22 protein-coding genes and 1 tRNA gene are annotated in these 25,913 nt (G+C 43.3%); 12 read left to right on the plus strand and 11 right to left on the minus strand.

Features of this window, described 5'->3' with window-relative positions; genetic code table 11:
* Nucleotides 1–3 precede the first annotated feature (3 nt).
* Nucleotides 4–480, minus strand: a complete 477-nt coding sequence (locus tag ACM0OZ_RS13665) for a GNAT family N-acetyltransferase (protein WP_414583365.1) — start codon at nt 478–480, stop codon at nt 4–6.
* 108 nt (nt 481–588) lie between these two features.
* Here ACM0OZ_RS13665 and ACM0OZ_RS13670 point away from each other — a divergent pair, with 108 nt between their 5' ends.
* Nucleotides 589–2,061, plus strand: coding sequence for a PLP-dependent aminotransferase family protein (locus tag ACM0OZ_RS13670; protein WP_414583366.1), 1,473 nt, complete (start codon nt 589–591; stop codon nt 2,059–2,061).
* A 208-nt stretch (nt 2,062–2,269) separates the two neighbouring features.
* On the plus strand, nt 2,270–3,790 hold the full coding sequence (locus ACM0OZ_RS13675) for a serine/threonine-protein kinase (protein ID WP_414583367.1): 1,521 nt from the start codon (nt 2,270–2,272) through the stop codon (nt 3,788–3,790).
* 629 nt (nt 3,791–4,419) lie between these two features.
* Here ACM0OZ_RS13675 and ACM0OZ_RS13680 read toward each other — a convergent pair.
* The 6 genes from ACM0OZ_RS13680 to ACM0OZ_RS13705 all read right to left on the minus strand — a co-directional run bounded on the left by ACM0OZ_RS13680 (nt 4,420) and on the right by ACM0OZ_RS13705 (nt 10,238).
* Nucleotides 4,420–4,617, minus strand: coding sequence for an NblA/ycf18 family protein (locus tag ACM0OZ_RS13680; protein ID WP_041034419.1), 198 nt, complete (start codon nt 4,615–4,617; stop codon nt 4,420–4,422).
* A 577-nt stretch (nt 4,618–5,194) separates the two neighbouring features.
* Complete coding sequence (locus ACM0OZ_RS13685; protein WP_414583368.1) at nt 5,195–6,418, minus strand: RNA-guided endonuclease InsQ/TnpB family protein; 1,224 nt, start codon at nt 6,416–6,418, stop codon at nt 5,195–5,197.
* Entirely contained in the window at nt 6,402–6,986 is a 585-nt protein-coding gene (locus ACM0OZ_RS13690; protein ID WP_414583369.1) for an IS607 family transposase, read from the minus strand. Before ACM0OZ_RS13690 ends, ACM0OZ_RS13685 begins: the two co-directional genes overlap by 17 nt.
* A 387-nt stretch (nt 6,987–7,373) precedes the next feature.
* A complete protein-coding gene (locus tag ACM0OZ_RS13695; protein WP_414583370.1) occupies nt 7,374–8,099 on the minus strand; it encodes a PP2C family protein-serine/threonine phosphatase in 726 nt (241 codons plus the stop codon).
* A gap of 16 nt (nt 8,100–8,115) precedes the next feature.
* Nucleotides 8,116–9,801, minus strand: a complete 1,686-nt coding sequence (locus ACM0OZ_RS13700) for an ABC1 kinase family protein (protein ID WP_414583371.1) — start codon at nt 9,799–9,801, stop codon at nt 8,116–8,118.
* Between the two features lie 110 nt (nt 9,802–9,911).
* The gene (locus tag ACM0OZ_RS13705; protein WP_414583372.1) at nt 9,912–10,238 is read right to left on the minus strand and encodes a DUF6825 family protein; all 327 of its coding nucleotides are present in this window, start codon (nt 10,236–10,238) and stop codon (nt 9,912–9,914) included.
* Nucleotides 10,239–10,543: 305 nt separating this feature from the next.
* Here ACM0OZ_RS13705 and ACM0OZ_RS13710 point away from each other — a divergent pair, with 305 nt between their 5' ends.
* The 3 genes from ACM0OZ_RS13710 (at nt 10,544) to ACM0OZ_RS13720 (ending at nt 11,461) form a co-directional block, all read left to right on the plus strand.
* Nucleotides 10,544–10,684, plus strand: coding sequence for a hypothetical protein (locus tag ACM0OZ_RS13710; protein ID WP_414583373.1), 141 nt, complete (start codon nt 10,544–10,546; stop codon nt 10,682–10,684).
* A gap of 193 nt (nt 10,685–10,877) precedes the next feature.
* Nucleotides 10,878–11,168, plus strand: coding sequence for a hypothetical protein (locus ACM0OZ_RS13715; protein WP_414583374.1), 291 nt, complete (start codon nt 10,878–10,880; stop codon nt 11,166–11,168).
* Nucleotides 11,165–11,461: a hypothetical protein gene (locus ACM0OZ_RS13720; protein WP_414583375.1), complete on the plus strand. Its 297-nt coding sequence runs from the start codon at nt 11,165–11,167 to the stop codon at nt 11,459–11,461. Before ACM0OZ_RS13715 ends, ACM0OZ_RS13720 begins: the two co-directional genes overlap by 4 nt.
* On the opposite strand, the gene abc-f is transcribed toward ACM0OZ_RS13720, so the two are convergent.
* Nucleotides 11,458–13,068 carry a ribosomal protection-like ABC-F family protein gene (gene abc-f, locus ACM0OZ_RS13725; RefSeq protein ID WP_414583376.1) on the minus strand — a complete coding sequence of 537 codons (1,611 nt, stop codon included), beginning with the start codon at nt 13,066–13,068 and terminating at the stop codon, nt 11,458–11,460. The genes ACM0OZ_RS13720 and abc-f overlap by 4 nt on opposite strands.
* A gap of 475 nt (nt 13,069–13,543) precedes the next feature.
* On the opposite strand from abc-f, the gene ACM0OZ_RS13730 reads away from it, so the two are divergent.
* Together ACM0OZ_RS13730 and ACM0OZ_RS13735 are read left to right on the plus strand one after the other, a co-directional pair.
* A complete protein-coding gene (locus ACM0OZ_RS13730; protein ID WP_414583377.1) occupies nt 13,544–14,629 on the plus strand; it encodes an FG-GAP repeat domain-containing protein in 1,086 nt (361 codons plus the stop codon).
* Between the two features lie 1,066 nt (nt 14,630–15,695).
* A complete protein-coding gene (locus tag ACM0OZ_RS13735; RefSeq protein ID WP_414583378.1) occupies nt 15,696–16,781 on the plus strand; it encodes an FG-GAP repeat domain-containing protein in 1,086 nt (361 codons plus the stop codon).
* A 15-nt stretch (nt 16,782–16,796) separates the two neighbouring features.
* Here ACM0OZ_RS13735 and ACM0OZ_RS13740 read toward each other — a convergent pair whose 3' ends face one another.
* On the minus strand, nt 16,797–19,547 hold the full coding sequence (locus ACM0OZ_RS13740) for a CBS domain-containing protein (RefSeq protein ID WP_414583379.1): 2,751 nt from the start codon (nt 19,545–19,547) through the stop codon (nt 16,797–16,799).
* Between the two features lie 266 nt (nt 19,548–19,813).
* Between ACM0OZ_RS13740 and psbZ the strand changes: the two genes are divergently transcribed.
* The 5 genes from psbZ (at nt 19,814) to ACM0OZ_RS13765 (ending at nt 23,066) form a co-directional block, all read left to right on the plus strand.
* Complete coding sequence (gene psbZ, locus ACM0OZ_RS13745) at nt 19,814–20,002, plus strand: photosystem II reaction center protein PsbZ (RefSeq protein ID WP_041035580.1); 189 nt, start codon at nt 19,814–19,816, stop codon at nt 20,000–20,002.
* 203 nt (nt 20,003–20,205) lie between these two features.
* Nucleotides 20,206–20,766, plus strand: a complete 561-nt coding sequence (ribH, locus tag ACM0OZ_RS13750; protein ID WP_041034410.1) for a 6,7-dimethyl-8-ribityllumazine synthase — start codon at nt 20,206–20,208, stop codon at nt 20,764–20,766.
* A 115-nt stretch (nt 20,767–20,881) separates the two neighbouring features.
* Nucleotides 20,882–20,953 (plus strand) — tRNA-Gly (locus tag ACM0OZ_RS13755).
* A gap of 434 nt (nt 20,954–21,387) precedes the next feature.
* Nucleotides 21,388–21,795 carry a hypothetical protein gene (locus tag ACM0OZ_RS13760; RefSeq protein WP_414583380.1) on the plus strand — a complete coding sequence of 136 codons (408 nt, stop codon included), beginning with the start codon at nt 21,388–21,390 and terminating at the stop codon, nt 21,793–21,795.
* A 2-nt stretch (nt 21,796–21,797) separates the two neighbouring features.
* Nucleotides 21,798–23,066, plus strand: a complete 1,269-nt coding sequence (locus tag ACM0OZ_RS13765; protein ID WP_414583444.1) for a glutamate-5-semialdehyde dehydrogenase — start codon at nt 21,798–21,800, stop codon at nt 23,064–23,066.
* Nucleotides 23,067–23,155: 89 nt separating this feature from the next.
* Here the strand turns inward: ACM0OZ_RS13765 and ACM0OZ_RS13770 are convergent, their stop codons facing one another.
* Both ACM0OZ_RS13770 and ACM0OZ_RS13775 read right to left on the minus strand, forming a co-directional pair.
* Nucleotides 23,156–24,238 carry a fatty acid desaturase gene (locus tag ACM0OZ_RS13770; RefSeq protein ID WP_414583381.1) on the minus strand — a complete coding sequence of 361 codons (1,083 nt, stop codon included), beginning with the start codon at nt 24,236–24,238 and terminating at the stop codon, nt 23,156–23,158.
* Between the two features lie 494 nt (nt 24,239–24,732).
* A complete protein-coding gene (locus ACM0OZ_RS13775; RefSeq protein ID WP_414583382.1) occupies nt 24,733–25,785 on the minus strand; it encodes a fatty acid desaturase in 1,053 nt (350 codons plus the stop codon).
* Nucleotides 25,786–25,913: the final 128 nt, after the last annotated feature.

Here is a 25,913-nt window from a genome sequence, read left to right on the forward strand (position 1 = left end):
TTTTCATAAATCCAATTGCATAGCATTGCTATTGGAAAAACCAAGACTTTCATAGACTGGTTTGCCTAAGGGAGAGGCGTTGAGAACCGCTCGCGTACAACCGATTGCTTTCAAATAGTTAACCGTCGCGCTAGTCAGTTGCTTGGCAATTCCTTGTTTGCGGTAAGATGGTTCAACATAAACGCACCAAATGTATCCATATTTGCGGTATTCTGGGATAAAAACATTCGGGTATAAACCTGAGTAGAGTTGACAACTCGCAGATCCAACAACTGCACTATCAACCTCTGCAAGAAATGCTTTGTAAAACAAATCCCGACGAGCCTGTTCTATAAACTGGAGAGTTATCTCAAGCCAATTTGGGTTAATAGCGTCATCAGGAACGCCAATATCTTGCCACATTAGGTAAAAGTGTTTTGCAATCAGTGAGTCTTCCTGTTGAGTCGCTTCTCTGATAGTAATTTGTTGCTCTATCAGCATTTTTAAGGAGTTTTAATTCAACCAATATCAGCGTAATTCTCCAAAGCGGTCTTTTACAAGAGCCACTTTTATGATTTGATATAAGTCCACTTTCATAGCTGTGAAGTTATGGATTTTGTCATTACGCTGGATAGCAATTCTCCTTTACCACTTCATCAACAGCTTTACGAAGAACTGCGCTCCTGCATTCTTTGCGGAAGGTTATTACCAGGAAAACGTATTCCTTCCACACGTCAGCTTGCCAAGTCTCTGGGGATTTCGCGCACGACTGTGACTCAAACCTACGACCAACTTTTCAGTGAGGGCTACATAGAAACTGTCGTCGGTTCTGGTACTTTTGTTTGCACTCAACTTCCTGATGATTTACTAAATTCAACGCCAATTCAATCGACTGGGAAAATGGTTCGTCCACCAGTCAAGCTTTCTAAGTATGGTGAATATTTAACTAAAACAGAAGATGTCCCCAGAAGTACTGAAGTGGAAATGCCAATTAACTTCCGCTACGGACGACCAGCCATTGACCAATTTCCCATTAAGTTGTGGCGCAGGCTACTTTCTCGTTATTGTTGCTCTGATTTAGAATGGCTCGACTACTCAACAGATATTCTAGGGTACAAACCTTTGCGGGAAGCTATTTCCCGTTACCTCTCTCGTTCCCGCGCTGTCAACTGCGAACCAGAGCAAGTGATAATCGTCAATGGCACGCAGCAAGCACTCGATTTAATCATGCGCTTATTCATCGAACCGAATGATGTTATTGCTGTGGAAGACCCAGGCTATTTAAGCGCACGGCTGATCTTTCAGACTCGGGGTGCTAAACTCTTACCGATCGCTGTGGATGACTCTGGCCTGGTGGTTAAAGACTTAGCTAACTATTGCAGTGAACAAGTCCGGCTAGTTTACGTGACACCTTCTCATCAGTTCCCCACAGGTGCAATACTTTCGCTACCCCGACGATTGGAATTACTCACTTGGGCAAGGCAAACGGGGGCTTTCATCATTGAAGATGATTACGATAGTGAATATCGCTATGGTGACAGACCTATTCCAGCTTTGCAAGGCTTGGATCGCAGCGATTCTGTACTCTATATCGGTACGTTCTCAAAAGTGCTGTTTCCTTCGCTACGAATTGGCTATTTGGTGCTGCCAAAAAGTTTGGTTTCTGCTTTTGCTCGTGCTAAATGGTTGAGCGATCGCCACTTACCATTACTAGAACAACAGGTTCTTGCAGATTTTATCGAACAAGGGCATTTAGAACGGCATATCAGAAAAATGCGATCGCTCTACGATAAACGTCGTCAAGCCCTTGTGGAAGCATTAAAGGTTCACTTTGGGGAGAAAGCAACGATTTTAGGAGAAAAAGCGGGAATTCACGTGATGGTGCGATTCTATACCCCTTTAAGTGATGAAGAGATTATGCAGCGTGCTGCTTTGCTTGGTGTCGGGATGATATCTGCTGCACCTCATTATCTCAAATCACATTCTCAAGGTGAGTTTATCTTTGGTTACGGTGAACTGACAGAGGAGCAGCTTGTGGAGAGCATTTGTAGGATAGCTCAAATCCTATTGGTCAGCCCATGAATCAAAACGATTTTTTTAGACGCCTCAAGTTATCTCACTGGTCAAATTTGGGAAAACTAAATCAGAGCAAAAGTACGGGATAGTACAAAATTTCTCAGTCAGTGTGCTAACCCCGTTTATCTAAATGCACTTGCAAACCAAAACACTGACAACTTGTAGGCTGGGTAGAAACCTCCCAGGATTGTTAAACATTGGAGTCGAATTTTCTATGTCAGATCCCAACATTGGTCGTTTACTCAGCAAACGCTATGAACTCCAGGAGATGATTGGTGCTGGAGCAATGGGTAAAGTTTATCGTGCTAAGGATGTTTTGTTGGGTGGCGTACCCGTTGCGGTTAAATTTCTTGCTGTATCAATGGAAAATCAACAATTGCGAGTGCAGGAGCGCTTTGAGCGAGAAGCGAAAACCTGCGCCTTACTAGGGCAAAAAAGCATCCACATTGTCCGAGTTATGGACTATGGCGTAGACGAGAATAATATTCCCTTCTATGTTATGGAATATCTACAAGGAGTAAGCTTGAGCAATGTCATCCGCAAGCAACAACTGTCTTTACTAAGATTTTTGAGCATGGTGCGTCAAATTTGCTTGGGGTTACAGTGCGCTCATCATGGCATCCCAGTAGATGGCAAAATCTACTCAATTATCCATCGCGATATTAAGCCGAGCAATATGCTTGTCATTCAAGATGATAGTTTCGGCGAATTAGTTAAAGTTTTAGATTTTGGGATCGCTAAGTTACTACAGTCAGATACTGATCATACTAACTACTATTTAGGTACTCTCGCTTATTCTTCTCCCGAACAAATGGATGGCAAGGAATTAGATAACCGTTCTGATATTTATAGTTTGGGAGTGATGATGTTTGAAATGCTTACAGGTAAAATTCCTTTTATAGCATCAAGCCACTCTTTTGGAGTTTGGTATAAACTACACCACTATCAACAACCGCGTTCCTTTGCTGAAGTTGCTCCTGTACAACTCCCAAAAGAAGTAGAAAATTTGGTTATGAGTTGTTTAGCCAAGGCACCAAGCTCAAGACCCCAAAGTATAGACGAAATTCTTAAGGTTCTGGCATCCTTGGAACAGCGTTATGGTACAAGCAAAACTTTGCCAGTAAAGACAGATGTTGAACACAAGACTACAAAAACGACCCTAACATCTGCAGTAATTGATGAAATCGCGAAGCAAGCTTCTTGGCCGGCTAATAAACCCATCGCCGATATCGTCTTTCCCAGTCGCCTCTCTTCTAATGGAGAAGTTTCACCAGCTTTATGGGTGATGCTACCAGTTTTAGAAATTCAAAAACGTTTAGTTTGTACACGCTACAATCAATTTCTTTTCATTACTGCTCCTCACCCGATGCTGCTGTGGATTACCTTGATTTACAACCGTAGGGATGGTGCCAAATGGTTGCCATACTACCTCGACTTGAAAACAACTTTCGGGCAAGAAATCACTCGCTTATTGGGACAAACAGGTTTCTACCGTATACTGTTCTTTACTAGAGAGGCTCCTAATCGTTGTGTTCATGTATTACTTTCAAGTATCGCCTCAGCACAGCACCAGCGGCTGCAACAGTGGGAGACGATGAGCTACAAGCTAGTATCGTCCGCTGAGCCGCAACTTAGTAAAACTTTACTTAAAACCGAATACGAAAAGATTAAGCCTCAAATTTTGGCAAAGATACAAGCACTTGATACAGATTCCCCATTAGACCTTTCCGGTTAGAGCTAACATTTCCACTGTAACTAGTGGAACAAGACTAGTGGTCTGTATCATTAATTTTGAGGGATTCGTAGTGAGCGCTCTTTGCGCTCTCGGGGTCTAGGACTAAAGTCCTTACTACGAACTTATACAACCATCAGAATTAATGTGACAGACCACTCATAAGCTTTTTACGTCTTTTTTCAAAACTAGGATTATTCCTGCTGCGCTGCAAAGTGTGCAGCATGACTCATCATTCATATTAATTATTGTTAAACATTATGTATGTACTTGCCAAAAAAGTTATAAGAAATGTAAATATAAATAATATGAGCAGCAAAATTCAGATAGACTAATTGCTGTGATTACCTTTGCTCGATGAGTCAAGCACTGTTTGAAAAGAACAGGCACAGGTATTTGTGTAACGCTAGCTTGCGACAAAGCAGCAGTTTGGCGAATGCACAAAGCTAGTGACTCGTAATGTCAATTGAAACGATACAAGGTATACAGCGAATTTATTTCGTTAGATGAGTTATCATTTCTAGATTCTCTAATCACAATCGCTCATTTTAGTTGACGCCCCGACATCCCCAGCTCTTTTCCTCCTTGGAACTGAGCAAGAGAAGGAGGTCGCCTACTAAGGCGCTACAACTCTATGCCAAACTGGAACCAGAATCTAGCCCCCACTGATGCTTGAGAAGCTCCTTATAGGTTGCTTCCCGCACCATCATCTGTTCGTAAAGCTTGACTAAAAAGTCCTTAGCCTGATCAGGACTCATATGCTGCACTTGAGTAGCAAATGAGCGGATGCTGAATTGTTGTTCAAGGCTTAATTCGATAGGTTGGTTCATGATTAACTCCTAAAAGCAAAAAAAGTAAAAGTGATATAGCTGTCTGAAGACCAATAGGGTTAAAAAGAGGACTTTTGTTTGCCGGACATTTGTACCTCCGTATTACGAAAGATAACAATTGTTTGACTAATTGCCCACACCCTAATGGGTAGTTTTTTAGTGGATACACCTTGTTTCTCACCCTACTGATATAGATCCCAAGTCTGTTGAAGCAGATTTCGGAAAAATATAAGTTTTATACCATGGATGGTGGCTGAAACTCCCTTATTCCCTGCTTGAGATGAAGTGTGGAATTTGCAATGTCTTAAATTTTACATTGCAACCGCAGGCGCAAGCCACTGCGCCCTTGTCCTCTACACTTTGCCTTTTTCAGGGATGTAAGGTAGGTAAGATTGAATTATATTCGTCTTACCTTATGAGGTGCAAGATGTCAATTACACAAAACGCTTGAATTAGCCTCCCAAGTTAGAAATTTGGGAGGCTAAAACTATATGTATCAAATTGTAAATGAGAAAAATGCTCAAATTGAACAAATTTTGAGTGGGTATAGTTCCTAATCCCATAGAAAAATATAGAATTAGTTTGCAAGCGTGACCTTGACTGGGTGAACTACTACACCCTTTATCCCGTTGCCAAAGGCGTCCGGGACTACTTTTCGCATGATGTTGTAACTTCCGTTGATATCCGAGTTGAACTTGATGCCAGAGGAGGCTTTGTACAGACCTCGTTTGACTCGCTTACCGCTAAACTTGGCATTATGAGCTTCTGGCGTTCCGTAAATGGGAATCGCGTCTAAGTCCAAAAAGCTGGCAACGGAAGTGTACGACTCTTCTGTTTGAATGACCTTGATGCCAACGAGCTGCGCTTTGTAGGTCAGCATCTCGACAAACCGAGCATGAGGAACGCTGGTAAATTGCTGGTTATTGGCTTTACCAATGTTTATCTCTTGCTTCCAGTTGGCATTCTTGCCGATTACCAAAGTAGCAATGTTGCTTTCAACTAGCTTGTTGATGATGAATCGGCTGGCTTTATGGAGATAGTCGTCTATCTTAAAACCACGCTTTGTCGCTAGTCTTTGTATCCTGTTGGAGGATTGCTTCTTGCCTTGAAGCTGCGATTGGAGTTTAGCTTTCTGTTTGTTGTAGTAATTGTTGATTGCCTTGACCGGTCTGCCGTTAATCAGGAAAGGTTTGAACCCTTTTTGATTTGAAGTTACAGCCGCTAAGTTGTTCAACCCAACATCTACACTTGCTACCACCTCACCATTTACCAGTTGTTCTATAGGTTGAGAGTAAATCACCTCCAGTACGTAGTAATCAGCTCTTGGAACGATTCTCACTTCGTTGATATTTTCCTTTTTGCAAGAGAAGAGTAAGTTTGTCCCCGATGGCTTTATCCAACCTTTCTTCAGCTGTTTTGAGCTAATAGCTTGGATGGTGTAAACCAGTAAATTGCGACCATTTTCCTTGTCTTTGTACTTGGGTAGCCTTGGTTTACCTAAAAACTTAGATGAATCTTTCTCGTAAGCAATCGTTGCTTCTTGCCACGCCTTCCAGTTTCTATCCAAACAGCGAAGTACTTGCTGAGATACCTTTCTGGGTAAGTTGCAGTACGATTCCTCTTTCTGCATCCGGGATGCCATCTCGTTATAGGAAAGAATCTGGTTGGTCTTAAAAAAGTGCTGTCGGATTTCGTAATTGGCTCGGTTATAGAGATTTTTCGACAGATATGCCAACTCGTCAATCTCTTGCCAACAAGGAGAACCTCGCTTAATTACGTGCCTCTCAACAAGTCTCATCATCTCCATTAGCTTGTAGCTCCTGGATGAGTTTTTCTGTCTTTCGCTTCGCTCTACGCATCCCGTAAAGTCTCGCACAAAAAGACGTTATTACCGCAGCAAAGTCGGTCATCAAGTCGTCTTTATTGTTTTCGACGTTGTTGACAACTTCCAATCGTCTACCTGTTTTAGATAGCAAAATCTCAATGTAGTTAGCACCAAAGCGAGTCAACCTATCTTTATGTTCAACAATCAATACGTTAAAGCTTTTGTCTGACAAGATAGCGTTTAGCTTTTTACGGTTGTCATTCAAGCCACTTCCGACTTCTTTGACAACTTTTTGGATGACATAACCTTTAGCTACAGCATATTGGTTTAGACGTTCGGCTTGCCTATCCAAGTTAGATTTATTTTCTGAACTGGAAACCCTTGCATAGATGCAAGCAATAGTAGTACCTGGTTCGCTGTTTTCAACGTCAACCAAGATAGTTCCTGTTGGAAGCTGACGACCTTTTATAATCCCCTGCTTCCACCAATTCCAAGCCGTTCGATAGCTAACCCCTTGAGATTTTGCGTAATCAGATAGTTTCATGCGGTAATCTTATCGACCTGTGAAGATATTACAGCATTTTTCTACAAAATTCTATATTATGAGGAAACGAGAATCATACCGAACAGGGGACAAAATGTAGGGGACAGGGAACACAGAAAAATTTGTCACCTAAACTCTAAAACTAAAAATTTATCACCAAGAAAGAATCATTCGTCAGAATATTAAACGCGCTTTTTGAGTCGTGAATTAAGAGTAGAGACGCCCTGCCAAAGCGTCTGTACTAAGTATTGGTAGGGTGCCCCCGGATAAATCCTTTGGAGACCAACGCGCGTTTTTCCGCACTTATTTCCCCCGGATTCTATCCGTGGGGATATTGTGATTACTGTGTTCTGTGTTCTGCGTTCTTTTTAACGCTACCCCTATTATCTAGTTCAGTGCGACTATAACGACTGTGATGTTATCGTGTCCACCATGTTGTTTGGCAGCTTCAACGAGGCACACAGCAGCCTTTTCTACCAAAGAGATTTCTTTGAAATAGTCAGCAATCTTGGGATCGGCGAGTTCTTCTGTTAAACCATCACTGCATAACAGTAGGCGATCGCCCGGTTTCACATCCAGTTGTTGCACTTCAATCTGACGTAGGTCTTCACGCCCCAAACAGCGGGATAATACATGACGAAAAGGATGAATCCGAGCTTCTTCTGGCGTAATTTCACCCATTTTCAGAGCGCGGGCGACCCAAGTATCGTCTTCCGTAAGTTGCTCTAATTGGGAATTACGAAAGCGGTACAGCCTTGAGTCACCAACGTGAGCGCACAAAGGCGGCTCTTTCGGGCGAAAGATAACGACCACAATCGTTGTTCCCATGTCCGAGCGTTCAGGATGATTTTGCTGATCGAGCAAAATTGCTTCATTTGCCTGTAACAAAGCTTCCTGTAATAACTGCCCAGAAGGTTTAGAAGAATTCCATTGAGCACTCAAATACGCCTCTATTTGCCCAGTAGCAATGCGGCTTGCTTGCTCGCCCCCTGCATGACCACCCATGCCATCGGCGACAATGAAAAAACGCCCCTCTGGGTCTATGTAGTAAGCATCCTGATTATTAGAACGAATAAGTCCCGGATCGCTAACACCGGTAAAATTAAGTTTCATATACTTTTTACAACATTTATGACATACGATCGTAGCGGTCGAGGCGCATAAGTAGTCGAATCAGCAAGCCTGACACTGCGGCTGCAATTATAAACCCAATCGTCGCCAACCATACATATTTTTGTACCAATAATATTGTGGCGCTAAGCGTAAAACCAGCCACAATTACAGCGTAAGTCGTGCCTAGCTGAACATTGGTTTGCCGTCGCAGCAAGCGTTCTGTTTCTAAAGATCTGACACGCACGCGTATATCTCCCCGTTCTAGCTTTTCTAGTGTGTCTTCCAGCCTGCGTGGTAGTCCTAGTGCAGTACTGCTTACCTGAACTGCTTGACGGCTCAATTCATTGAGAAAGGTATTCCCCTCAGAACCATTCATATTGGTCATAAGCTGCATGGCATATGGTTTAGCAACTTCCATAAAGTTAAATTCTGGATCTAACCCTTTCCCTACACCTTCAAGTGTTGAGAAAGCTCGCATCACGAAAGTGAAGGTCGCTGGAAATCTAAATGGTTGATCATAGGCTATTTCATACAAATCGTCACTAATGGCAGCCACTGATTGGTTTTCAAACGGCTGATCCATAAAATGATCCAACATATACTGAACGGAACGCCGCACAGGTCCCATATCTTCTGTTGGTGCCAGTGCCCCCAAATCAACCAGAGACTTGACAACGCGATCGCCGTCTTTTGAAGCAATGCCAAACAGCGTTTCCATCAGTCCTTCACGCACGTTGGTCTTAATGCGCCCCATCATGCCAAAATCATAGAATATCAAAGCACCAGTCGGACTGACGGCAATATTGCCAGGATGAGGATCAGCATGGAAAAAGCCATTATTGAGTAGCTGATGCAGGTAAGCTTCGGCACCCTGACGGGCAATGACTTTGCGATCCAAACCTGCTGCTTCTATTGCTTCATATTGGCTAATCTTTATACCAGGAACATACTCCAGTGTCACCACCCGTGAAGAAGTGTAACGCCAGTACACACGCGGTACTTTCACCCATTCGTAGCTACGAAAATTGCGGCGAAAAGTATCAGCGTTGCGACCTTCATTGAGATAATCAATTTCTTCCCAAAGAATGCGACAACACTCCTCGTAAATGCCGATCCAATCTCGCCCCCGTCCCCATTTGGGATGGTTTTGGAAGTAGCGAGTAATACCCTTGAGAATTTGTAAATCAATTTCAAATAGCTTCTTGAGTCCGGGGCGTTGTACTTTGACAACAACTGCTTCCCCGGAATGCAGCACAGCTTTGTGTACTTGTCCCAAGCTAGCAGCAGCCAAGGGTATCGGTTCAAAACTTTGGTAGAGTTCGGGGATTTTCTTGCCTAGTTCTTGTTCAATAATTGTTTCTACCTGCTCATAGCTAAATGCGGGTACTTTATCTTGTAGCTTGGCAAGTTCTTCGACATATTCGCTGGGGAATATATCAGCACGGGTAGAGAACAGTTGCCCAACTTTGATAAAGGTTGGTCCTAAATCTAGCAGGGTAGTGCGAATCCATACTGCTTGAGCTTTACGTCGAGCAGCTTGCTTGGCTTCGGTAACTCCTCCTGGGTAACTCCAAGATTTGTTGTATCGCCAAAGCTTGAACATCAAAAGCAAGACAAATGACCAAATGTCTAAAAAGCGGCGTCTACGAGAGTAGTTTTCGCTATTCCAACGGTATGCCTTATCTGAATAACCTTTTTCCATATGCTTTGCGTACCGCTGGTTTTTGACCGAGTCAGTAGGAAGAAAAGACACTCTGATTCCAAAACTGTTTCTCTCTAATTTTCTAGTAGAAAGGTTGCAATGCAACGTCTCTACAGAGAATTACTGCTGCGATAGCGTTGTAATTCTGTTCGCAATGTGGCAATTTCTGCTCGCAAATCATCAATTGTGGCTTGCAAGTCAACTGACGCTGAACCGGGTTCTCCATAGCTTGTGGTTGGAGCAGCACCAGCAGCTTCGGCTGCACGATTTGCCCGCTCTATGACTTCGTCTGTAAACTGTCGCAGTTGCTCTCTAGTTTCAGCATCCCATTTGCCGAGTTCCGACAGAGCATCAGTCAAGGCGAATTCCAACTTCTCAGTAAGAACCTCAGCAGCTGCTCTACCAACGAAAAATGCTTGTAAAAGGGGGTCACTCATAAATTTTTGTTACGTTCATCTGCAAAAAATTATAACTTGCCTAGATGCTTTGCTGCTTATGCCTTAGTGCTTGGGTTGTGAGGAGATAGAAGTTTGGCTTTGATTTTTTCGCAATTCTTATTTTGTAGCCTAGATTACCAATACCCAACGTAGTTCATAGGCTTATTGCCAAAAGATAGAGAAATGCTAGAAGCTATGCAGTTATGTCCAGACGTTTGACTGATGCCCAAAGGTTTATAACAAAGTAATTCTGTACAAACAAACATTTTTTAGACTTTGATGAGTCGATTATTTTAAAAATAACGGTGAATTATGATTGCGATGGCGCGGAGCGATCGCCTGACAAATACAAGGAATCAATCGAGCGCGATCGCGCGGAGCAATTTCCTACGGCGATCACTTCATCCATTGTTGACTGCAAGATCATTTTGCCTAACAAGAACTGAATCAGGAGATAAGTGATTGGAGATCATCCAAGATACGATTGAGTAGACGAGTGCAACCAAACTAACAAAAGTCACAGAAGAAACAAGGCAGGAAATAGCAATAAGACTGGCAAGAGAACTAGTATCAAGAACAGTAATTGCGCCTATAAGACCTGGTCAAGGTTTTAAAACGTTTGGTGAATTCAAAAGAATCATGGGTGCTGCAGGTGCAGGGAAAGCATGGCATCATATTGTTGGGCAAACTACCTCAAACTTAGAAAGATTTGGTGCAGAGGCAATTCATAATACAGGTAATCTCGTTCGATTAGAACATGGGAAAGGGTCGATTCATCAAGAAATTACCAATTTATACAATTCTGTACAACCAGAGCTAACTGGATCTTGGGACATAACAGTCAGGCAATGGGTTAATACTCTATCCTATGAAGAACAACAGGACTTCGGAATTAGAGTCATTAAAGCTTTTGGAGGTACAGTGGAATGATTACCATAGACATACAATCAATTTTAAGCTCAATTCCAAACCAAGTTCTTTGGCAAGACATCGTACAGTTTGACAAACTAGATGAGCGTGTAGCAACAGCTAATGACTTTTGCCCCAATATTATTGGTGTCAATGAAGGCTGTATAGAATGGTGCCCCAATGATGAACCCCCAAGTTATTTAGAAACCCTAATTTGGTGGTGGGTTGTTCGTCCTGATTTGGGAGCTGCAATAGCTATTGAAGCACCTCAAGAATTGAAAGAAATTATTGGTCACTACATTCTACACAACTAACTCAGTAATTCTTGATAATATTGCTCGAATTCACTGGGTAAATATGTCGTCACCTGCAACTCTTGCTCACTCAACTTGTAAGCCTGAGTGATATTAATCCGGCTTAAGAAATCCAAATCGTGAGAAATGACCCAAAGCGCACCTTGGTACTCGTTGATACCTTCTACTATTTGGTCAACCGTTTCAATATCAAGGTTATTCGTCGGCTCATCGAGAATCAGCAGGTCGATTTGGGAAATACTAATCATGGCGATCGCCAACCTTGCCAATTCACCTCCACTCAACATTGATGTGCTTTTGTGTACATCATCGTATTTAAAAAGAAAGTGTCCCAACTGCTGCCGTAAAAGCTGATAATTTAAATTGGGATTGGCAGCTTGCATATTTTCCAGAATCGTTTGCTCTCGATTGACGAACTCATAAGTTTGATCCAGGTACACAGCTTGTATTGTGGGAGCAAGTAAAATTTCACCTGACTCCAAAATCGCTGTTGTAGTATCCCTGTGCAAAATTGCCTTTGCCAAACTAGATTTACCTGAACCATTAGCGCCAGCAATGGCTATTCTGTCACCAGAAGAGATATGAAGCTGGATGTTCTCAAGCAGCAGGTTCTGACCTACCCAAAGATTTGCACCCTGAATATCAATAAGATTTCGGCGTTTTTGGCTTGTTTGTTCGAGTTGAATACTCGTCGCCTTCATCGTTCTTACCTTCGTCTGTGCAACTTTTTGAGTAGCGTTTGCTACTGCTGCTTCATGTTTCTTTTTGGCAATCCCTGCGGACACCTGGGCTTTAGATTTAAGCAGTTCTGCTGCTTTTCTGTCTACACTACCCTTAAGAACCTTGGCGCGACCATTTCTGCTAGATTGTGCTGCTCGTTGCTGTTCCTGTAATGCGGTAGTTTTAGCACGTTTGAGTTCTTTTCTCGCAACTTCGTGCGATCGCAATCTCGCCTCTAACTCTATTTCTTTTTGCTCTCGGTACAAAGAAAAATTTTCTCCATAAACTTTCACACCTTCTGGTGTCAGTTCCCAAGTTATATCAGTAACTTGGTCTAGAAAAAATGGCTTGTGAGAAACAATGACAAACGCTCCCTCAAAGTCGTTAAGAAAAGACCTCAAACTTTCTAGCGCCATCAAGTCCATATGATTTGTTGGCTCATCCAGCAGTAACAGCTGAGGTTCAAAAGATAAACCGATCGCCAGGAATAACTTTGTGAGTTCCCCACCACTTAAATTGAAAAGCGGTAAGGATAAGTCAAGCGTAGTGCTGAATTGCGCCTGCAAAATTTCCTCAATTTTCCACCATTCCTCAGAAACAGAACTCAAAAAATCCAGTACTGTACCTGCTTTCATGTTCTGTTTGATGGTACTGATTTGAGGCAAATAGTAAACGGTTCCATTCCGTGTCACAGAACCTGTGGTGGGGCTAAGTTGACCTGCAAGAATCTTTAACAGAGTAGATTTACCAACACCATTGGAACCGACTAAGGCAATACGTGAGCGATCGCCCTGTGCAATGTTTACCTGAACATTTTTAAATAAAGTCCTCGTAGTGCTGAGTTGATAAGCTAAATTCTCAGCTAACAATATTGATTTTTTCTGCATAATTTTCAAACCTCAATGTAGCTCTACTGTGCCTAGCTGTTTACTTCTAGACTTCTAGCTAGTTGCGGTTATCTGTTTGGGCATTAGATAAAGACGTAAATATATCCCCGTCCTCGCCTGTGCAAATTTCCGCATCTAACGTTCACACGACAGCTGCTTGTAGATATAAGTTGTTCAAAAGTTTTTTAACTAAGCTGCTTTTAAGCAAACGGACTTGTTGGTTGTGATTTTCTTCAATTCACATCCGCCGCCTTCTGTGCAACGGTTCTTTGCGACTACTTCATGTCAGTTATTTCGTTTGAAGCGTGTTGAGGTTTGATACTAGCTACATCATAGTAGCAATGCATTCCGGAAAGCTGCTTAAAAATGACAAAGATTTTGTGAAGTTCCCAGAATTTGTTAAAAAAATTGCACAGAGAAAAATGGTTATGCTTATCATTAATGTTTGTTTAGTCAGTAGTTATACACAGAAACTATGTCAACAACAGTCAACCCTAATCCTAATGCCCTATTCAAAGATGCGGCGACCACAATAGATTTCAATAATGATGGGAAGGCTGATATCTTCTGGCGCAATAACAACGGTGAGAACGGTATTTGGTTAATGAGTGGTACCAAACCAAACTACTATAGCTCTGCGGAATTTGTGGAAACCTTTGCCACAGGCTGGAATTATACTATTGGTGATTTCAACAAGGATGGCAAGACCGATCTGTTCTGGCGCAATGAGGACACAGGACAGAGCGCCATTTGGCTAATGAATGGCACTAACATTAGTAGTAACGTTGTTCTGCCACAAACTCTTCCCAAAGATTGGAAGGCGAGCATTGCTGATGTGAATGGCGATGGTAACAGCGATATCTTCTGGCGCAATGAGTCAACAGGAGAGAATCGCGTTTGGTTTGTCGATGGTACCAACGTCACCGGTCAAGCAAATCTATCGCCTCTTGCGAAAGAATGGGAGAATCAGATTGCTGATTTCAATAAGGATGGCAAGGCTGATATCTTCTGGAACAATCCTTCAACAGGAGAAAATAGTGTTTGGTTGAACAATGGTAATGGCTTCGCCAATCCAGTTTCTTTGCCGTCCCTTACTGGTACAGGTTGGGAATATAGCATTGCCGATTTCAATGGTGATGGCAAGACCGATGTCTTGTCGCGCAATGATGACACAGGAAATACTAACATTTGGTTGATGGATGGTACCACCATAACGAATCAGAATCAAACCTCTCTACCCAGCAATGTTCCTGCAGACTGGGACGCTAATACCGGTGATTTTAATAATGATGGCAAGAGCGATATCTTCTGGCGCAATTCTGTAACAGGAGATAATGCTATTTGGTTGATGAATGGTACCACCTACACCGCTGCGGAGTTTCTACCCAATGTTCCCGAAGCCTGGACTGCTGGCGTTGCTGACTTCAATGGTGATGGCAAGAGCGATATCTTCTGGCGCAATGATGACACAGGAGAGAACGCCGTTTGGTTAATGAATGGCACAACATACAGCGATGCGGCTTTTCTGGCAACCGTTCCCACATCGTGGTCTCCTGCATAGGATTAAATTATTACGAGTGACTTCACCGAGGATAATGTTTAGCCAAAAACTTCTTAGCCTGCGTTTTGTTGCAAATTATCCTATCCAACGTAGCAGCAAGTAAATCATTTCGCATCTACCGATAGCATCTACCGATAGCATCTACCGATACTACAGTTTTGGTCTATAGCTGAGGTTTGTTCTAAGTTCATAAGCTAAATTCTCAGCTAAAAGTATTGATTTTTTAAGCATTTTCAAACTTGAAAAAGGCTCAAATGGCCTGACTTGCTGAAGGCGTACAATCACGGATAGAAGTCACGCTAGTGGGTGCAACTTGTCACAAGTTTTCGGCTGAAGCCTGGAAATAGCGCGATTTGCAACTGGATGAAGTATAGCCAGTGAAATTTAACAACAGGTTTGCATCTTGCCACTGTACCTTACTTAGTACTGCATTTCATAAATTCGTATCGCAATAACAGCTTGTCGTTGCGTTGCCTACCCTACGGAAGCCGCACAGTCACAAAGCGTCCCGTAAGGGATAGGCATCTACGCACCTAGCGCAACTACAAATCATAACGCTACGAACTTATGCAATCTTGTACTTAGGGACTTCCAATTAAAAAAATCTCCAATTTGTAGTACTCTCCAAAACAATGGTGGGTTACGGCGCAATGCAAGTCCTGTATGTAAAACCTCAACTGTCGTGCGCCGTAACCCACCCTACATAATAGATAATTTCTTTTTTGGTACTCCCTCATATCACAATACAGTTCAAATAAGACCAAAACACCTGTAGAGACCTTGCATACAACGTCTCTACAGGTGTGTCGATACGTACTCGCTTTTGTTATCACCAACAATCATTAACTCAACCGTATTGGGTTATATCGAGTTGCCTTTAAAGATATCAATTGTTGAAGGGACAAAGAAGACAAGGGGGGCAGGGAGGATAAGGCGTAAATTTTGAATCCGTGAATTCCGATAAAACGGTATTAGGAGTTATTTGCATATCCGTAAAAACCGATATAACAGAGACGAAAATGTGGGTTAGGATCGATTTTTTCGTTACTAGTTATACACAAAAACTATGTCAACAACCGTCAACCCTAATCCCAATTCGCTTATCAAAGATGCAGCGACCATAATCGACTTTAATAACGATGGCCAGACTGATATCTTCTGGCGCAATGATGACACAGGTGAGAACGGTATTTGGTTGATGAGTGGTACCAAACCAAACTACTATACGTCTGCGGAATTTGTGCAACCACCTGTTCCCATAGCCTGGGATTACACTATTGGCGATTTCAACAATGATGCCAAAACCGATCTGTTCTGGCGCAATTCTGACACAGGAGAGAACGCTGTTTGGCTAATGGATGGCACTACCTATAGTGCTGCAGCTTTTTTGCCAAGTCTTTCCGGCAAAACTTGGGATTACAGTACTGGCGATTTCAATAGCGATGGTAGCAGCGATATCTTCTTACACAATTTTGACACAGGAGAGAATAAGCTTTGGTTGACGGTCAATGGCACCAACATAATCGAGCAACCCTCTGTACCAAGGCTTGACAAAGAATGGGAGTATAGCATTGCTGATTTCAATGGCGATCGCACGGCTGATATCTTCTGGCGCAATGAGTTAACAGGAGAGAATAAGATTTGGTTGAACAATGGTGCTAACTTTAATGAAAGTCCTTTAACATCCGTTCCTGTCCCAGGTTGGAAGTATCAGATTGCCGATTTCAATGGTGATGGCAAAACCGATATCTTCTGGCGCAATGAAAACACAGAACAGAATGGTATTTGGTTGATGGATGGTAACAACTATACTGCTGCGGCTTTTCTGCCCACCAATGTTCCCGCAGCTTGGAAAGCTAATATCGGTGATTTTAATGGTGATGGCAAGACCGATATCTTGTGGCGTAATTCCGTAACAGGACAAAATGCCATTTGGTTGATAGATGGCATCAAGTATACCGCTGCGGAGTTTCTACCCAATGTTCCCCTAGCCTGGAATGCTAGCATTACCGACTTTAATGGCGATGGCAAGAGCGATATCTTCTGGCGCAATTCCCAAACAGGACAAGATGCCGTTTGGTTGATGAATGGCACGACATACACTGCTGCGGATTTTCTGGCGACTGTTCCTACCTCATGGTCTCATGTATAAAATTGCATCGTGACTTCATCGAGGATAATGTTGAGCCAAAAACTCCTCAGCCTGCGTTTTGTTGCAAATCACCTTATCCAAAGTTGCAGCAAGTAAATCATCTAGCATCTGTCGATACTGCGGTCCTGGTTTGTAGCCAATTTGTTGCAGATCATTGCCATTTAAAATAGGCTGCACGTTACGCCAGATAGTCAAATATTGCCAAATCTTGCGCCTGATGACTCCTGGACTTTGCACGGCAATTAAAATCAGCATTGGCACATCGTATTGCCGCAGCAACTGCACCACCTGACTGGGACGAATTTTCTCCTCAAACGCTACACCTCCTCCCCTCTGTGCTTCTACAAAGGGCGTGGAGGTCATTTTGTTGACTATATATTGTACTTGTGCTATATTATCTAGCCTAGCAATGCTATCGTCCGGCAATTGCAAATTTCTTGCCACACGCGCTCGGTATTCTGGTGCTAAGTGGGCTATTAAAGCTTCCAAGCGCATTTGCCAGTGGATGAGGGTTTGCTGGGAGTCAAACCGCCGCAAACAGCGCTCTAACAAACGTAATTGCCGTAAAAGTTCCTCATCTAGCTTGAGAGTGGGATGGATACACTGTAACGCCCCTAAGTCAGCAAGTAACTGCAAAGCAGGCTTCCAATAGGCAGCTTCCAGGATATGTTTCAATTCTGCTTTCAGTCGAGTTTGCAGTGCGGGAGTTCTGCTATTTTCTCGGGTAGTGCGATCGTAAACGCCGCTGTTGATCGCATAGCGGATATACTCTTCTGTTTGAGCCTCTAACTGAAATCCCAGTCGCATAGCAAAGCGTACGCCGCGATAGATGCGGGTGGGATCTTCGATAAAACTGTTAGCGTGTAACACTCGAATTTGTTTTGCCTGTAAATCCACCAACCCACCAAAAAAGTCGAGTAATTCACCAGCACGGGGAGGCGTCAGCCGCAGTGCCATTGCGTTGATGGTAAAATCTCGGCGATACAGGTCTTGACGAATCGAACTCGCTTCAACTTCAGGATTTGCCGCTGGATAAGGATAGAATTCTGTTCTGGCAGTCGCAATATCAACCCACAAAGAATCTAATTCTGGATCTTTGTGCCACAGCAAAGCCGCAGTTTGAAAAGCGCCATGAATTTCTAGACGTGCACTTGAGTAAATTTGCTGTAGTGCCTTTGCTAATTCGACACCTGCACCCACATCAGCAGATTTGTGAAAGCCATCAACGACTAAGTCAATATCTTTGATCAGCAAAGTGCCTGTTGCTTCTTCAGCGAGTAGCAAATCGCGTACTGCTCCCCCAACAAGGTAAAGATGCCAACCGCGTTTTTCTGCTTCTAGTGATGCTTTAGTCAACAATTGCCACAACTGGGGCGCAAGCCGCGAATGTAACTCACCTAGGGTAGGAGATTTAATATTTTTTTCTCCCCCTCCCGCCTCTCTCCCTTTCCCCCTCTCCTCTTTCTGATGTAATTCGCGCAAAACATCAGTACGGGTAACAAATCCTACTAAATGCCCATGTTCTAATACTGGTAGGCGTCCGATATCGTATGTCACCATTAGCGACTCGATTTCTGGCAATGTGGTATCTGGGGTAATTGTCCTCATATTGACTGTCATGTAGCCCTTGACAGGAGCATGACTAAAGCCGTGATGCAGGGCAATATCTAAATCCCTTCGCGAAATAATACCTACTAGTTTCCCTTCGGCATCAACGACACATAAACCCGAGTGTCCGTAGCGCAACAAAGTGCGCTGTGCTTCGGCAATTGTGGTTTCTGGACGAATGGTGCGCACAGGAGAAGACATCAAGTCTCTGGCGGTAGGCGGGTGGGGAATTGTCGCTTTTATTCCCTCAAGAAGTTGGTTTAATATTTCCTCAGCGTTTACCCCTCGCAAATTCAGCGCAGCTGCTTGGGAATGTCCACCCCCGCCCAGGGGTTGGAATAATTCGTTAAGATTGATGCTTTGAATTTGCGCTCTGCCGATCACGATTAAGCGTGATTCACCTTCGGAGAGAGGATATTCATTCAAAAGCAGTAAGGCATCTATTTCTGTTAACTCTACCAACTGCGAGGCGAGACTCGATAACCCTGGCACAAAATTATCTGTTTTCAGAGTCACCCAAGCAATTTTATATCCCCCAACGCATATGGTTTGTAGTTTTTCCAGCGCTAGCTTTAAGAGTTGTTGCAACTGGGGAGACAAACCAGGATCAACGTACTGACTCACAACTGACAAACTTGCCCCTTGTTGCATCAACCAAGCCAAGGCTAAGGCATCTTGTGGTGTGGCATAGTCAAATGTCAGAGAACCAGTATCCACATGGATACCCAAAGCCATCACGGTTGCTTCTGCACTTGTGAGGGAAATTTGTTGTTTTTGCAATTGCTCGACAACCAGAGTTGTTGTGGCTCCAACCGGGGAAATGTGTACTTTTGTAGCGGGAATATCCCCAAGTTGTTCTTGGTGATGGTCATAAATGATAATTTCCTTAATATGGGGTAAATCTAACCATTCGGCTGCCTTACCTAGGCGATCGCGCTGTTGCGTATCCACCACAATTAAAGAACGAATTTCCTTGGGATTGACCGAACGCCGTTCAATCAACTGATACTCATCCCGATGCAGCGCCAAAAAATCTCTTACAGGTGGATGAGAACCACCGCTTAGGACAATCTTACTTCCAGGTAACAGGCGTGATAGCCCTACCGCTGCTCCTAACGAGTCAAAATCAGCCGTTGTATGGCACAGAATTAAGTCCATTGTTCAGTGTTGAGCAAAACTCATAATTGAGAACTTAGAACTCACAATATTTCTCTAAATAGGTTTAGTTAATGTGTATTCTAATGTAATACCCAGTTCCACAAGAACCATTCTGGATTCTAAGTTCTGAGTTCTGAGTTCTTCTTGATCTATGACTAAAGTGTGTCAATTTTCTGCTAGCTTAACAAATAAGGAAAAACTGTCAGTGTTGGTCTGTACAATATTCTATCTTTAGTAACTCGTTTGCTGTTTTGGGAGAAGGGAAGATGACAATTGTATTCCAAGTTGCTTTATTAGCTTTAGTTGCCCTGTCTTTTGTCCTAGTGGTTGGCGTTCCTGTTGCGTATGCTACTCCACAAAACTGGAATGAATCTAAAAGGCTACTGTGGATTGGTTCAGGAGCTTGGATTGGTTTAGTGTTTTTAGTCGGTGCATTAAGCTTTTTCGTAGTCTAAACGACTACTTTTTTGATAGCGCTGGCAAATACCATAGAAACTCACGAGCACCAAAGACGCGGCGACACGCAGGTTTAGGGATATTTTCCTTGTCTACGTCGCCGCGTTTTCCTAAGCTTTCATGTTTGTTTGCTCTCCTGCTTCTATACTTTTTGCAGAACAAATGTATATTGGCAAGAAGTATAGATGATTTAGAGGCAGTTATGGCAGTTTTCGAGGGAACTTTTACTCAGACAGAACCTTTGCGGTTTGCAGTGGTTATTGGTCGATTCAATGACCTCGTCACCACCAAGCTGCTGGAGGGGTGTCAAGATTGCTTGAAACGCCACGGTGTTGATGTCAATCCTCACGGCTCTCAAGTAGACTATGTTTGGGTACCAGGCAGTTTTGAAGTTCCAGTTGTGGCTCGCCAAGTAGCGCTTTCTGGTCGTTATGATGCGGTCATTTGTCTGGGAGCCGTTATCCGAGGGCAAACGCCTCATTTTGATTATGTCTCTTCTGAGGTCGCCAAGGGCGTTGCTGCTGCTGCTTTTCAAACAGGTGTACCTGTGATTTTCGGCATTTTGACAACAGATACCATGCAGCAAGCTTTAGAACGAGCAGGCATTAAAAGCAATCTTGGCTGGGAGTACGCCATGAGTGCTTTGGAAATGGCTAGCCTCATGCGGCAATTGCGTTCTAACCTCCAAGAACCTTTTTCTGGAAATTCTCTTTCGCCAGCATCGCTCAAAAGTGCCAGCATAGGAGAATTGCCAGCAGAATAGTTTATTGTCATGAGTCCTTTGTTCGATAACTTATGACAAAGGACTCACGGCAATAAACAAAAAAGGTGTTGACAAACCATGAATTATCTGAGATATTAAATAAAAGTTGAGTATTGCGGGTATAGCTCAGTGGTAGAGCGTCACCTTGCCAAGGTGAATGTCGCGCGTTCGAATCGCGTTACCCGCTTGTGAAAGATAAAAAAAAATGATGAAATATTTTGTAAAGAAGTGACGTTATTAGCCTCACGAAATTACAAAAATAGGAATTCATCATTCATAATAATATTTAAGTGTAGCTAACGAGTTTTTTGTAAGATGCACTACAGTTAATTCAGGGTGACGAAAGTAAAGAATGAAGTAGAAAGGCTAAGAATCAAAAGTTTTCTGATTTGAGAGTACATACTTCAAACTTAAAATGACACAATAAATTTCAAAACCTTAGAGTGCCAAACTTGTTTTGCCACTGAATTTAGAAAAAATATGTCCAAGGGCAATGAGCAACCCAAACTGACTAATGTTATAACGGAAGGTCATGGGAGGGTAGCCAGCCTGAAAGACATAGATGAAAGGATGCTATCCTCACTAACTTAGGACAAACACGCTCAAGTTAAAAGTTCGCTTGTGCAACCTCAAAAAGCAGACAAAATTGACTTCAATAGCGAATACCCGTGTCCCTGTCGTCGTCGGGGGCGGTTAATTCCGATTACACTGACAGAAGCATTTGGTTGCGATCGCTGTCAGCAAATCTTCGTGGTGGAAGATAATGGTTACGTACTGGAGCAGCTTTCCACCACCTATCCCTACAAGCGAGCTTGGCGCTGGACAGGGAGTATTTGGCAAGTTGTCCATCCTCGGTTAGGAGAAAGCTATTTGCCCGTAGCGCTTGGCATTATTTTCGTGCTAGTGATTATATGGTTACCATTGGCACTACGATTGGCAAATGGATATAGCATTATTGCTTGGGCAATGGTAGCTGTGCTGTTGGCAATTCTGCCAGCACTCATGGTCTGGCTTACCTACCGACGATAACGATGCGGACAGTGGATGCTTTTGATGAAAACCCAGAACCAATTGCCAGCGCAAGACGCGCTCATCACGCTGCGCTCAAGTTGGGAACCACAAAAGGAGCAGACAGAAGTCGCGCCGTGTTGGCAATGGCAGAGGCGATAACACGGTCATTTGACGACATTCTAGAAGCAAATACCTTGGATCTAGAAGCAAGTCGGGAAATGGCAGTGCCAGATTTAATTCTGGATTGGCTGAAGCTGACTCCAAAACGGCTGGAGATGGCAGTAGACATTTTGCAACGGCTGGGGGAATTATCAGATCCACTGCGGCGAGTCAGACACGGTGACTATCAACTAGATGACTCTCAGACTTATACGCAGTTAATGCCTTTGGGTGTGATTGCGTTTATTTATGAGGCGTTTCCAGAGTTGGGAGCGATCGCAGCAGGGTTATGTATCAAAACCGGCAACAGTCTGATCCTTAAAGGGAGTACTGAAGCCAGTCATTCTAACGCGGCGATCGCTAACGCACTCCTGAGTGCAGTGACTGAAGTGGGTTTACCAGCAGGTTGTTTACAGCTGATAACAGAAGAACATGGAACTTCGATTCGGGACATAGTGACGCAAGACCAATGCTTGAATTTAGTCATTCCCTACGGACGTTCAAGCTTGATACAGCAGGTCGTGCGCCACTCCACTTCGCCAGTTCTAAAATCAGCTATAGGCAACTGTTACCTTTACTGGTCGCCAAATGGTAGTTTAGAAATGGTGCGCTGGCTGATTATAGATAGCCATCAAAGCGAACCAGATCCGGTGAACGCAATTGAAAAAGTCCTGATCCACCGACAAGCCTTGCCATCATCCTTAACGACATTGTGGAATAGCTTAAAGGAAAAAGGCTTTGAAATTAAGGGAGATACCGAACTGGTAGAAGCCTTTCCTCAGTTACAGTTGGTTAAGGATGGAGAGTGGCAAAGCGCTTATTTAACCAAGACAGTCGCTTTTAAATTGGTAGATAGTCTAGAGGATGCGATTTCCTGGATTAATCGGTATAGCAGTGGTCATGCCGACTGCATTGTCACCGAATCTTACCAAGAAAGTCGGCAGTTTGCCTTAGGAGTGAACAGCGCCTCTAGCTACATCAACGCTTCCCCGCGTTTTTCCCGCAACCCGTCACGAGGAGAGTCAGTATTTCTAGGCATGTCTAATCAAAAAGGTCATAGACGCGGATTGATTAGCCTAGAAAGCCTGACGACTGTCAAGCATATTGTGCAGGGAAATGGGCGGTTTTAAAAGTACGAGTTGTACAAACGCCTTTATTTAGCAAGTCTGTACGAGAGTGAGGAGTTTTGAATTTTCATTAACTCCTCACTCTTAATTTTTTATTCGTATTTAGCTAATTTCTTCAGGGATGTGTAGTAAACCTTGCCTCCGGTATCTGGTACAAAATGGCAGTTCTTGCAAGAACGCCATAATGACGTCAAAATTGGTTCATCAGATTTGTGGAAATACTCACCCATAATCGGTTTAATCGCCTCAGTTGCCTTCTTCAAATTGTAGTGAGGGATGTTGAGAAATATATGGTGAGCTACATGAGTACCGATATCATGATGGATGTGATTGATAAAACCGTAATCGCGGTCAATGCTAGAAATAGCACCTTTCAAGAAAGTCCAATCTTCCCCACGATACCAGGGGATATCTGGCTCAGTGTGGTGCAAAAACGTTACCAAGTCTAGCCAAATGACAAATACAAGATAGGGTCCAACGTAGTATTTCAACAACCACATCCAACCCCATTGATAGGTAAGGAAACCCAGGAAAGCTACCATTAAAGTCCAGAGTGTCGTGCTGGTGATGATATCCCATTTTTCAGAGGGTTTGAAAAGTCGGCTGCTAGGTAAAAAGTGAGAACCTCGTTTATTAGGAGAACCCGTAAACAAATACAGCGGATAAGCCAATAAAAACAAGTAATTTCGACCTATATTATGCACCCAATTCACGCCTTTGTACTCTGACTCAGTTGCTGGATACCAGCTTTCATCATTATCGAGGCTACCAGTATTTTTGTGGTGGGTTCTATGGCTAATTCGCCAACCGTGGTAAGGAACAAGTATTGGTGTGTGGGAAAGATGTCCAATCAAATCATTAAGCCATTTCTTCTTAGAAAAAGATTGGTGTCCGCAGTCATGTCCAACGACAAACAAAGCCCAAAACATCGTTCCTTGCGTGACCCAGAAAATTGGCCAGAAAAACCAAGAATCTAGGTAATGAGCAACTGCATAAAGCAGACCGATAATCAGGATGTCACGAAAAAAATAGAACAGTGATTTCCCGACTTTGGGCTGAAAACATTCAGATGGAATTGCAGCTTTTAAATCTTGAAGAGTGAAGGGCAGCTTGGTTTTATCCTCAAATGATTCAAAACGATGAGGATTGTTTGATTTGATTGTATTTGATTGCACTTGATTCTGTGATTGGAATATGAAACGGGTGTTAAGTTTTTTAGGCAATGTAATGTAACCTCTGCAATGCCTAAATCTTTGCAGAAGGCTAGTATGTGGCAATTTCCTTAAGTTGTTCGGCGTCCAAATTGCACGTTTTTTGTTAACGGTGACTAGGGACTCGGGAACAGTCTGCAAAAGTCCCCAATCCCTAATCCACAGACACGAGAAAAAACGCGCTCTAGTACACAAGACAGGGAAATAAAGCTACCCTTCGGGTATGCGCAAAGCGCACGCAATCATGCGTTCACGTAGTGTGCGCTTGCGCTTACAGCAGTCGCCTGCGGAGGGAAACCCTACCAAGAGCGCTGCTTCACCATTCACTCATCAGCACAAACTTTGTGATGTAAGCATTTTGAATGCGTGAATTTTGAATGCGTGAATTCCGCGCCTGCGGTACTAGTGACTTGATGAGCATAAGTTGCGCTCATGGTGAAGCTTTAAGGAAGCAGTATTTATCGCCCTGCGTAATACTCTTTAAAAGACTGATAGCTACTATCGGTTGTGTACAGGTGACACTGATCTGTAATTCGCTTGATTAAAGACCAAGAAAACCGACATTCATCATGCAGATACGCTCCCCAATTTTCTTTGATACTGCCATAAGCCATCCGCAAATTATAAGAAGGAATGGCAGTCGAAATGTGATGGGGAACGTGGACATTGATATCGTGGCAAAAGATTTCTACCCAACGGGGGTAGTCGCAATGAACCGTGCCATATAGCTGGGCTAGAGCCTGGTTCCACTTCGATTCTGCCACAAAAGGAACGTCTGGAGCAGTATGGTGAACCAAGGTAAAGGTACTCATCCAAAAATGGTAAACCAGCCACGGAAGTAGCCAAAATTTCACAAATCCCCAAATCCCCGTTGTGGCGATGAGAATTGGGAAAGCGATCGCGGCAAATAGAACAACCACAGCTACAGAAAACTTCACGCTGGATTGGTCTTTTTCTCGGAACCTAGACCAATCAAAGTGCAAAATTCCACAATGAACGATTGAGCCTATCCACCACAATTTATAGCGCAGAAATAGCTCGAAGCCCCACTGCGGGATTTTTCCACAATTTTCAAAAACTTCTATGGTGATTGGGTGCCAAGCGTTGTCCTCATGCAGCTTATTCGTGTGAGTGTGGTGATAATTGTGCTGAATGCGCCAACTGTGGAACGGATAAACCAACGGCATCATCATCAAATGCCCCACCAAATCGTTTACCCAGCGACGCTTGGCAAATGAACGATGAGCGCAATCATGCCCGATGACAAAAAAACCGGTCAAAGCAGTGCCAGTAAAAATCCATGCCAAGGGTAGGAGAAACCAAGGAGCAATGGTGAGGCTGAAGTAGCCCAAGCCAACCATCAAGACACTGAGTAGCACTTTTGTCCAAGCTTTGCGGCGATCCTGCTCAAAACATTCTTTTGGCAGGCTTTTGATAATATCTTTTAGCTTAAAGTCCGAGTTGCCAAAGTCATAACCTGACTTCTGGCTGTTGATTGTTGATGTAGTCATGAATACCTGAAAAGACAACAAACCTCACTACCAAATCACTAAACTAAGTGGCTGTCGCAAAGTTTTGTAACATTCGCGCTTTGGATTATAGCAATCTAATGCACCTCAGCGCACCCGCAATAAACCCC

This window comes from Scytonema sp. PCC 10023 (assembly GCF_963920835.1).
GTDB lineage: Bacteria > Cyanobacteriota > Cyanobacteriia > Cyanobacteriales > Nostocaceae > Kalymmatonema.

Coding starts and splice junctions, on each gene's coding strand:
- ACM0OZ_RS13665 (WP_414583365.1), bottom strand. CDS start 480: ATGCTGATAGAGCAACAAATTACTATCAGAGAAGCGACTCAACAGGAA.
- ACM0OZ_RS13670 (WP_414583366.1), top strand. CDS start 589: ATGGATTTTGTCATTACGCTGGATAGCAATTCTCCTTTACCACTTCAT.
- ACM0OZ_RS13675 (WP_414583367.1), top strand. CDS start 2,270: ATGTCAGATCCCAACATTGGTCGTTTACTCAGCAAACGCTATGAACTC.
- ACM0OZ_RS13680 (WP_041034419.1), bottom strand. CDS start 4,617: ATGAACCAACCTATCGAATTAAGCCTTGAACAACAATTCAGCATCCGC.
- ACM0OZ_RS13685 (WP_414583368.1), bottom strand. CDS start 6,418: ATGATGAGACTTGTTGAGAGGCACGTAATTAAGCGAGGTTCTCCTTGT.
- ACM0OZ_RS13690 (WP_414583369.1), bottom strand. CDS start 6,986: ATGAAACTATCTGATTACGCAAAATCTCAAGGGGTTAGCTATCGAACG.
- ACM0OZ_RS13695 (WP_414583370.1), bottom strand. CDS start 8,099: ATGAAACTTAATTTTACCGGTGTTAGCGATCCGGGACTTATTCGTTCT.
- ACM0OZ_RS13700 (WP_414583371.1), bottom strand. CDS start 9,801: ATGGAAAAAGGTTATTCAGATAAGGCATACCGTTGGAATAGCGAAAAC.
- ACM0OZ_RS13705 (WP_414583372.1), bottom strand. CDS start 10,238: ATGAGTGACCCCCTTTTACAAGCATTTTTCGTTGGTAGAGCAGCTGCT.
- ACM0OZ_RS13715 (WP_414583374.1), top strand. CDS start 10,878: ATGGGTGCTGCAGGTGCAGGGAAAGCATGGCATCATATTGTTGGGCAA.
- ACM0OZ_RS13720 (WP_414583375.1), top strand. CDS start 11,165: ATGATTACCATAGACATACAATCAATTTTAAGCTCAATTCCAAACCAA.
- abc-f (WP_414583376.1), bottom strand. CDS start 13,068: ATGCAGAAAAAATCAATATTGTTAGCTGAGAATTTAGCTTATCAACTC.
- ACM0OZ_RS13730 (WP_414583377.1), top strand. CDS start 13,544: ATGTCAACAACAGTCAACCCTAATCCTAATGCCCTATTCAAAGATGCG.
- ACM0OZ_RS13735 (WP_414583378.1), top strand. CDS start 15,696: ATGTCAACAACCGTCAACCCTAATCCCAATTCGCTTATCAAAGATGCA.
- ACM0OZ_RS13740 (WP_414583379.1), bottom strand. CDS start 19,547: ATGGACTTAATTCTGTGCCATACAACGGCTGATTTTGACTCGTTAGGA.
- psbZ (WP_041035580.1), top strand. CDS start 19,814: ATGACAATTGTATTCCAAGTTGCTTTATTAGCTTTAGTTGCCCTGTCT.
- ribH (WP_041034410.1), top strand. CDS start 20,206: ATGGCAGTTTTCGAGGGAACTTTTACTCAGACAGAACCTTTGCGGTTT.
- ACM0OZ_RS13765 (WP_414583444.1), top strand. CDS start 21,798: ATGCGGACAGTGGATGCTTTTGATGAAAACCCAGAACCAATTGCCAGC.
- ACM0OZ_RS13775 (WP_414583382.1), bottom strand. CDS start 25,785: ATGACTACATCAACAATCAACAGCCAGAAGTCAGGTTATGACTTTGGC.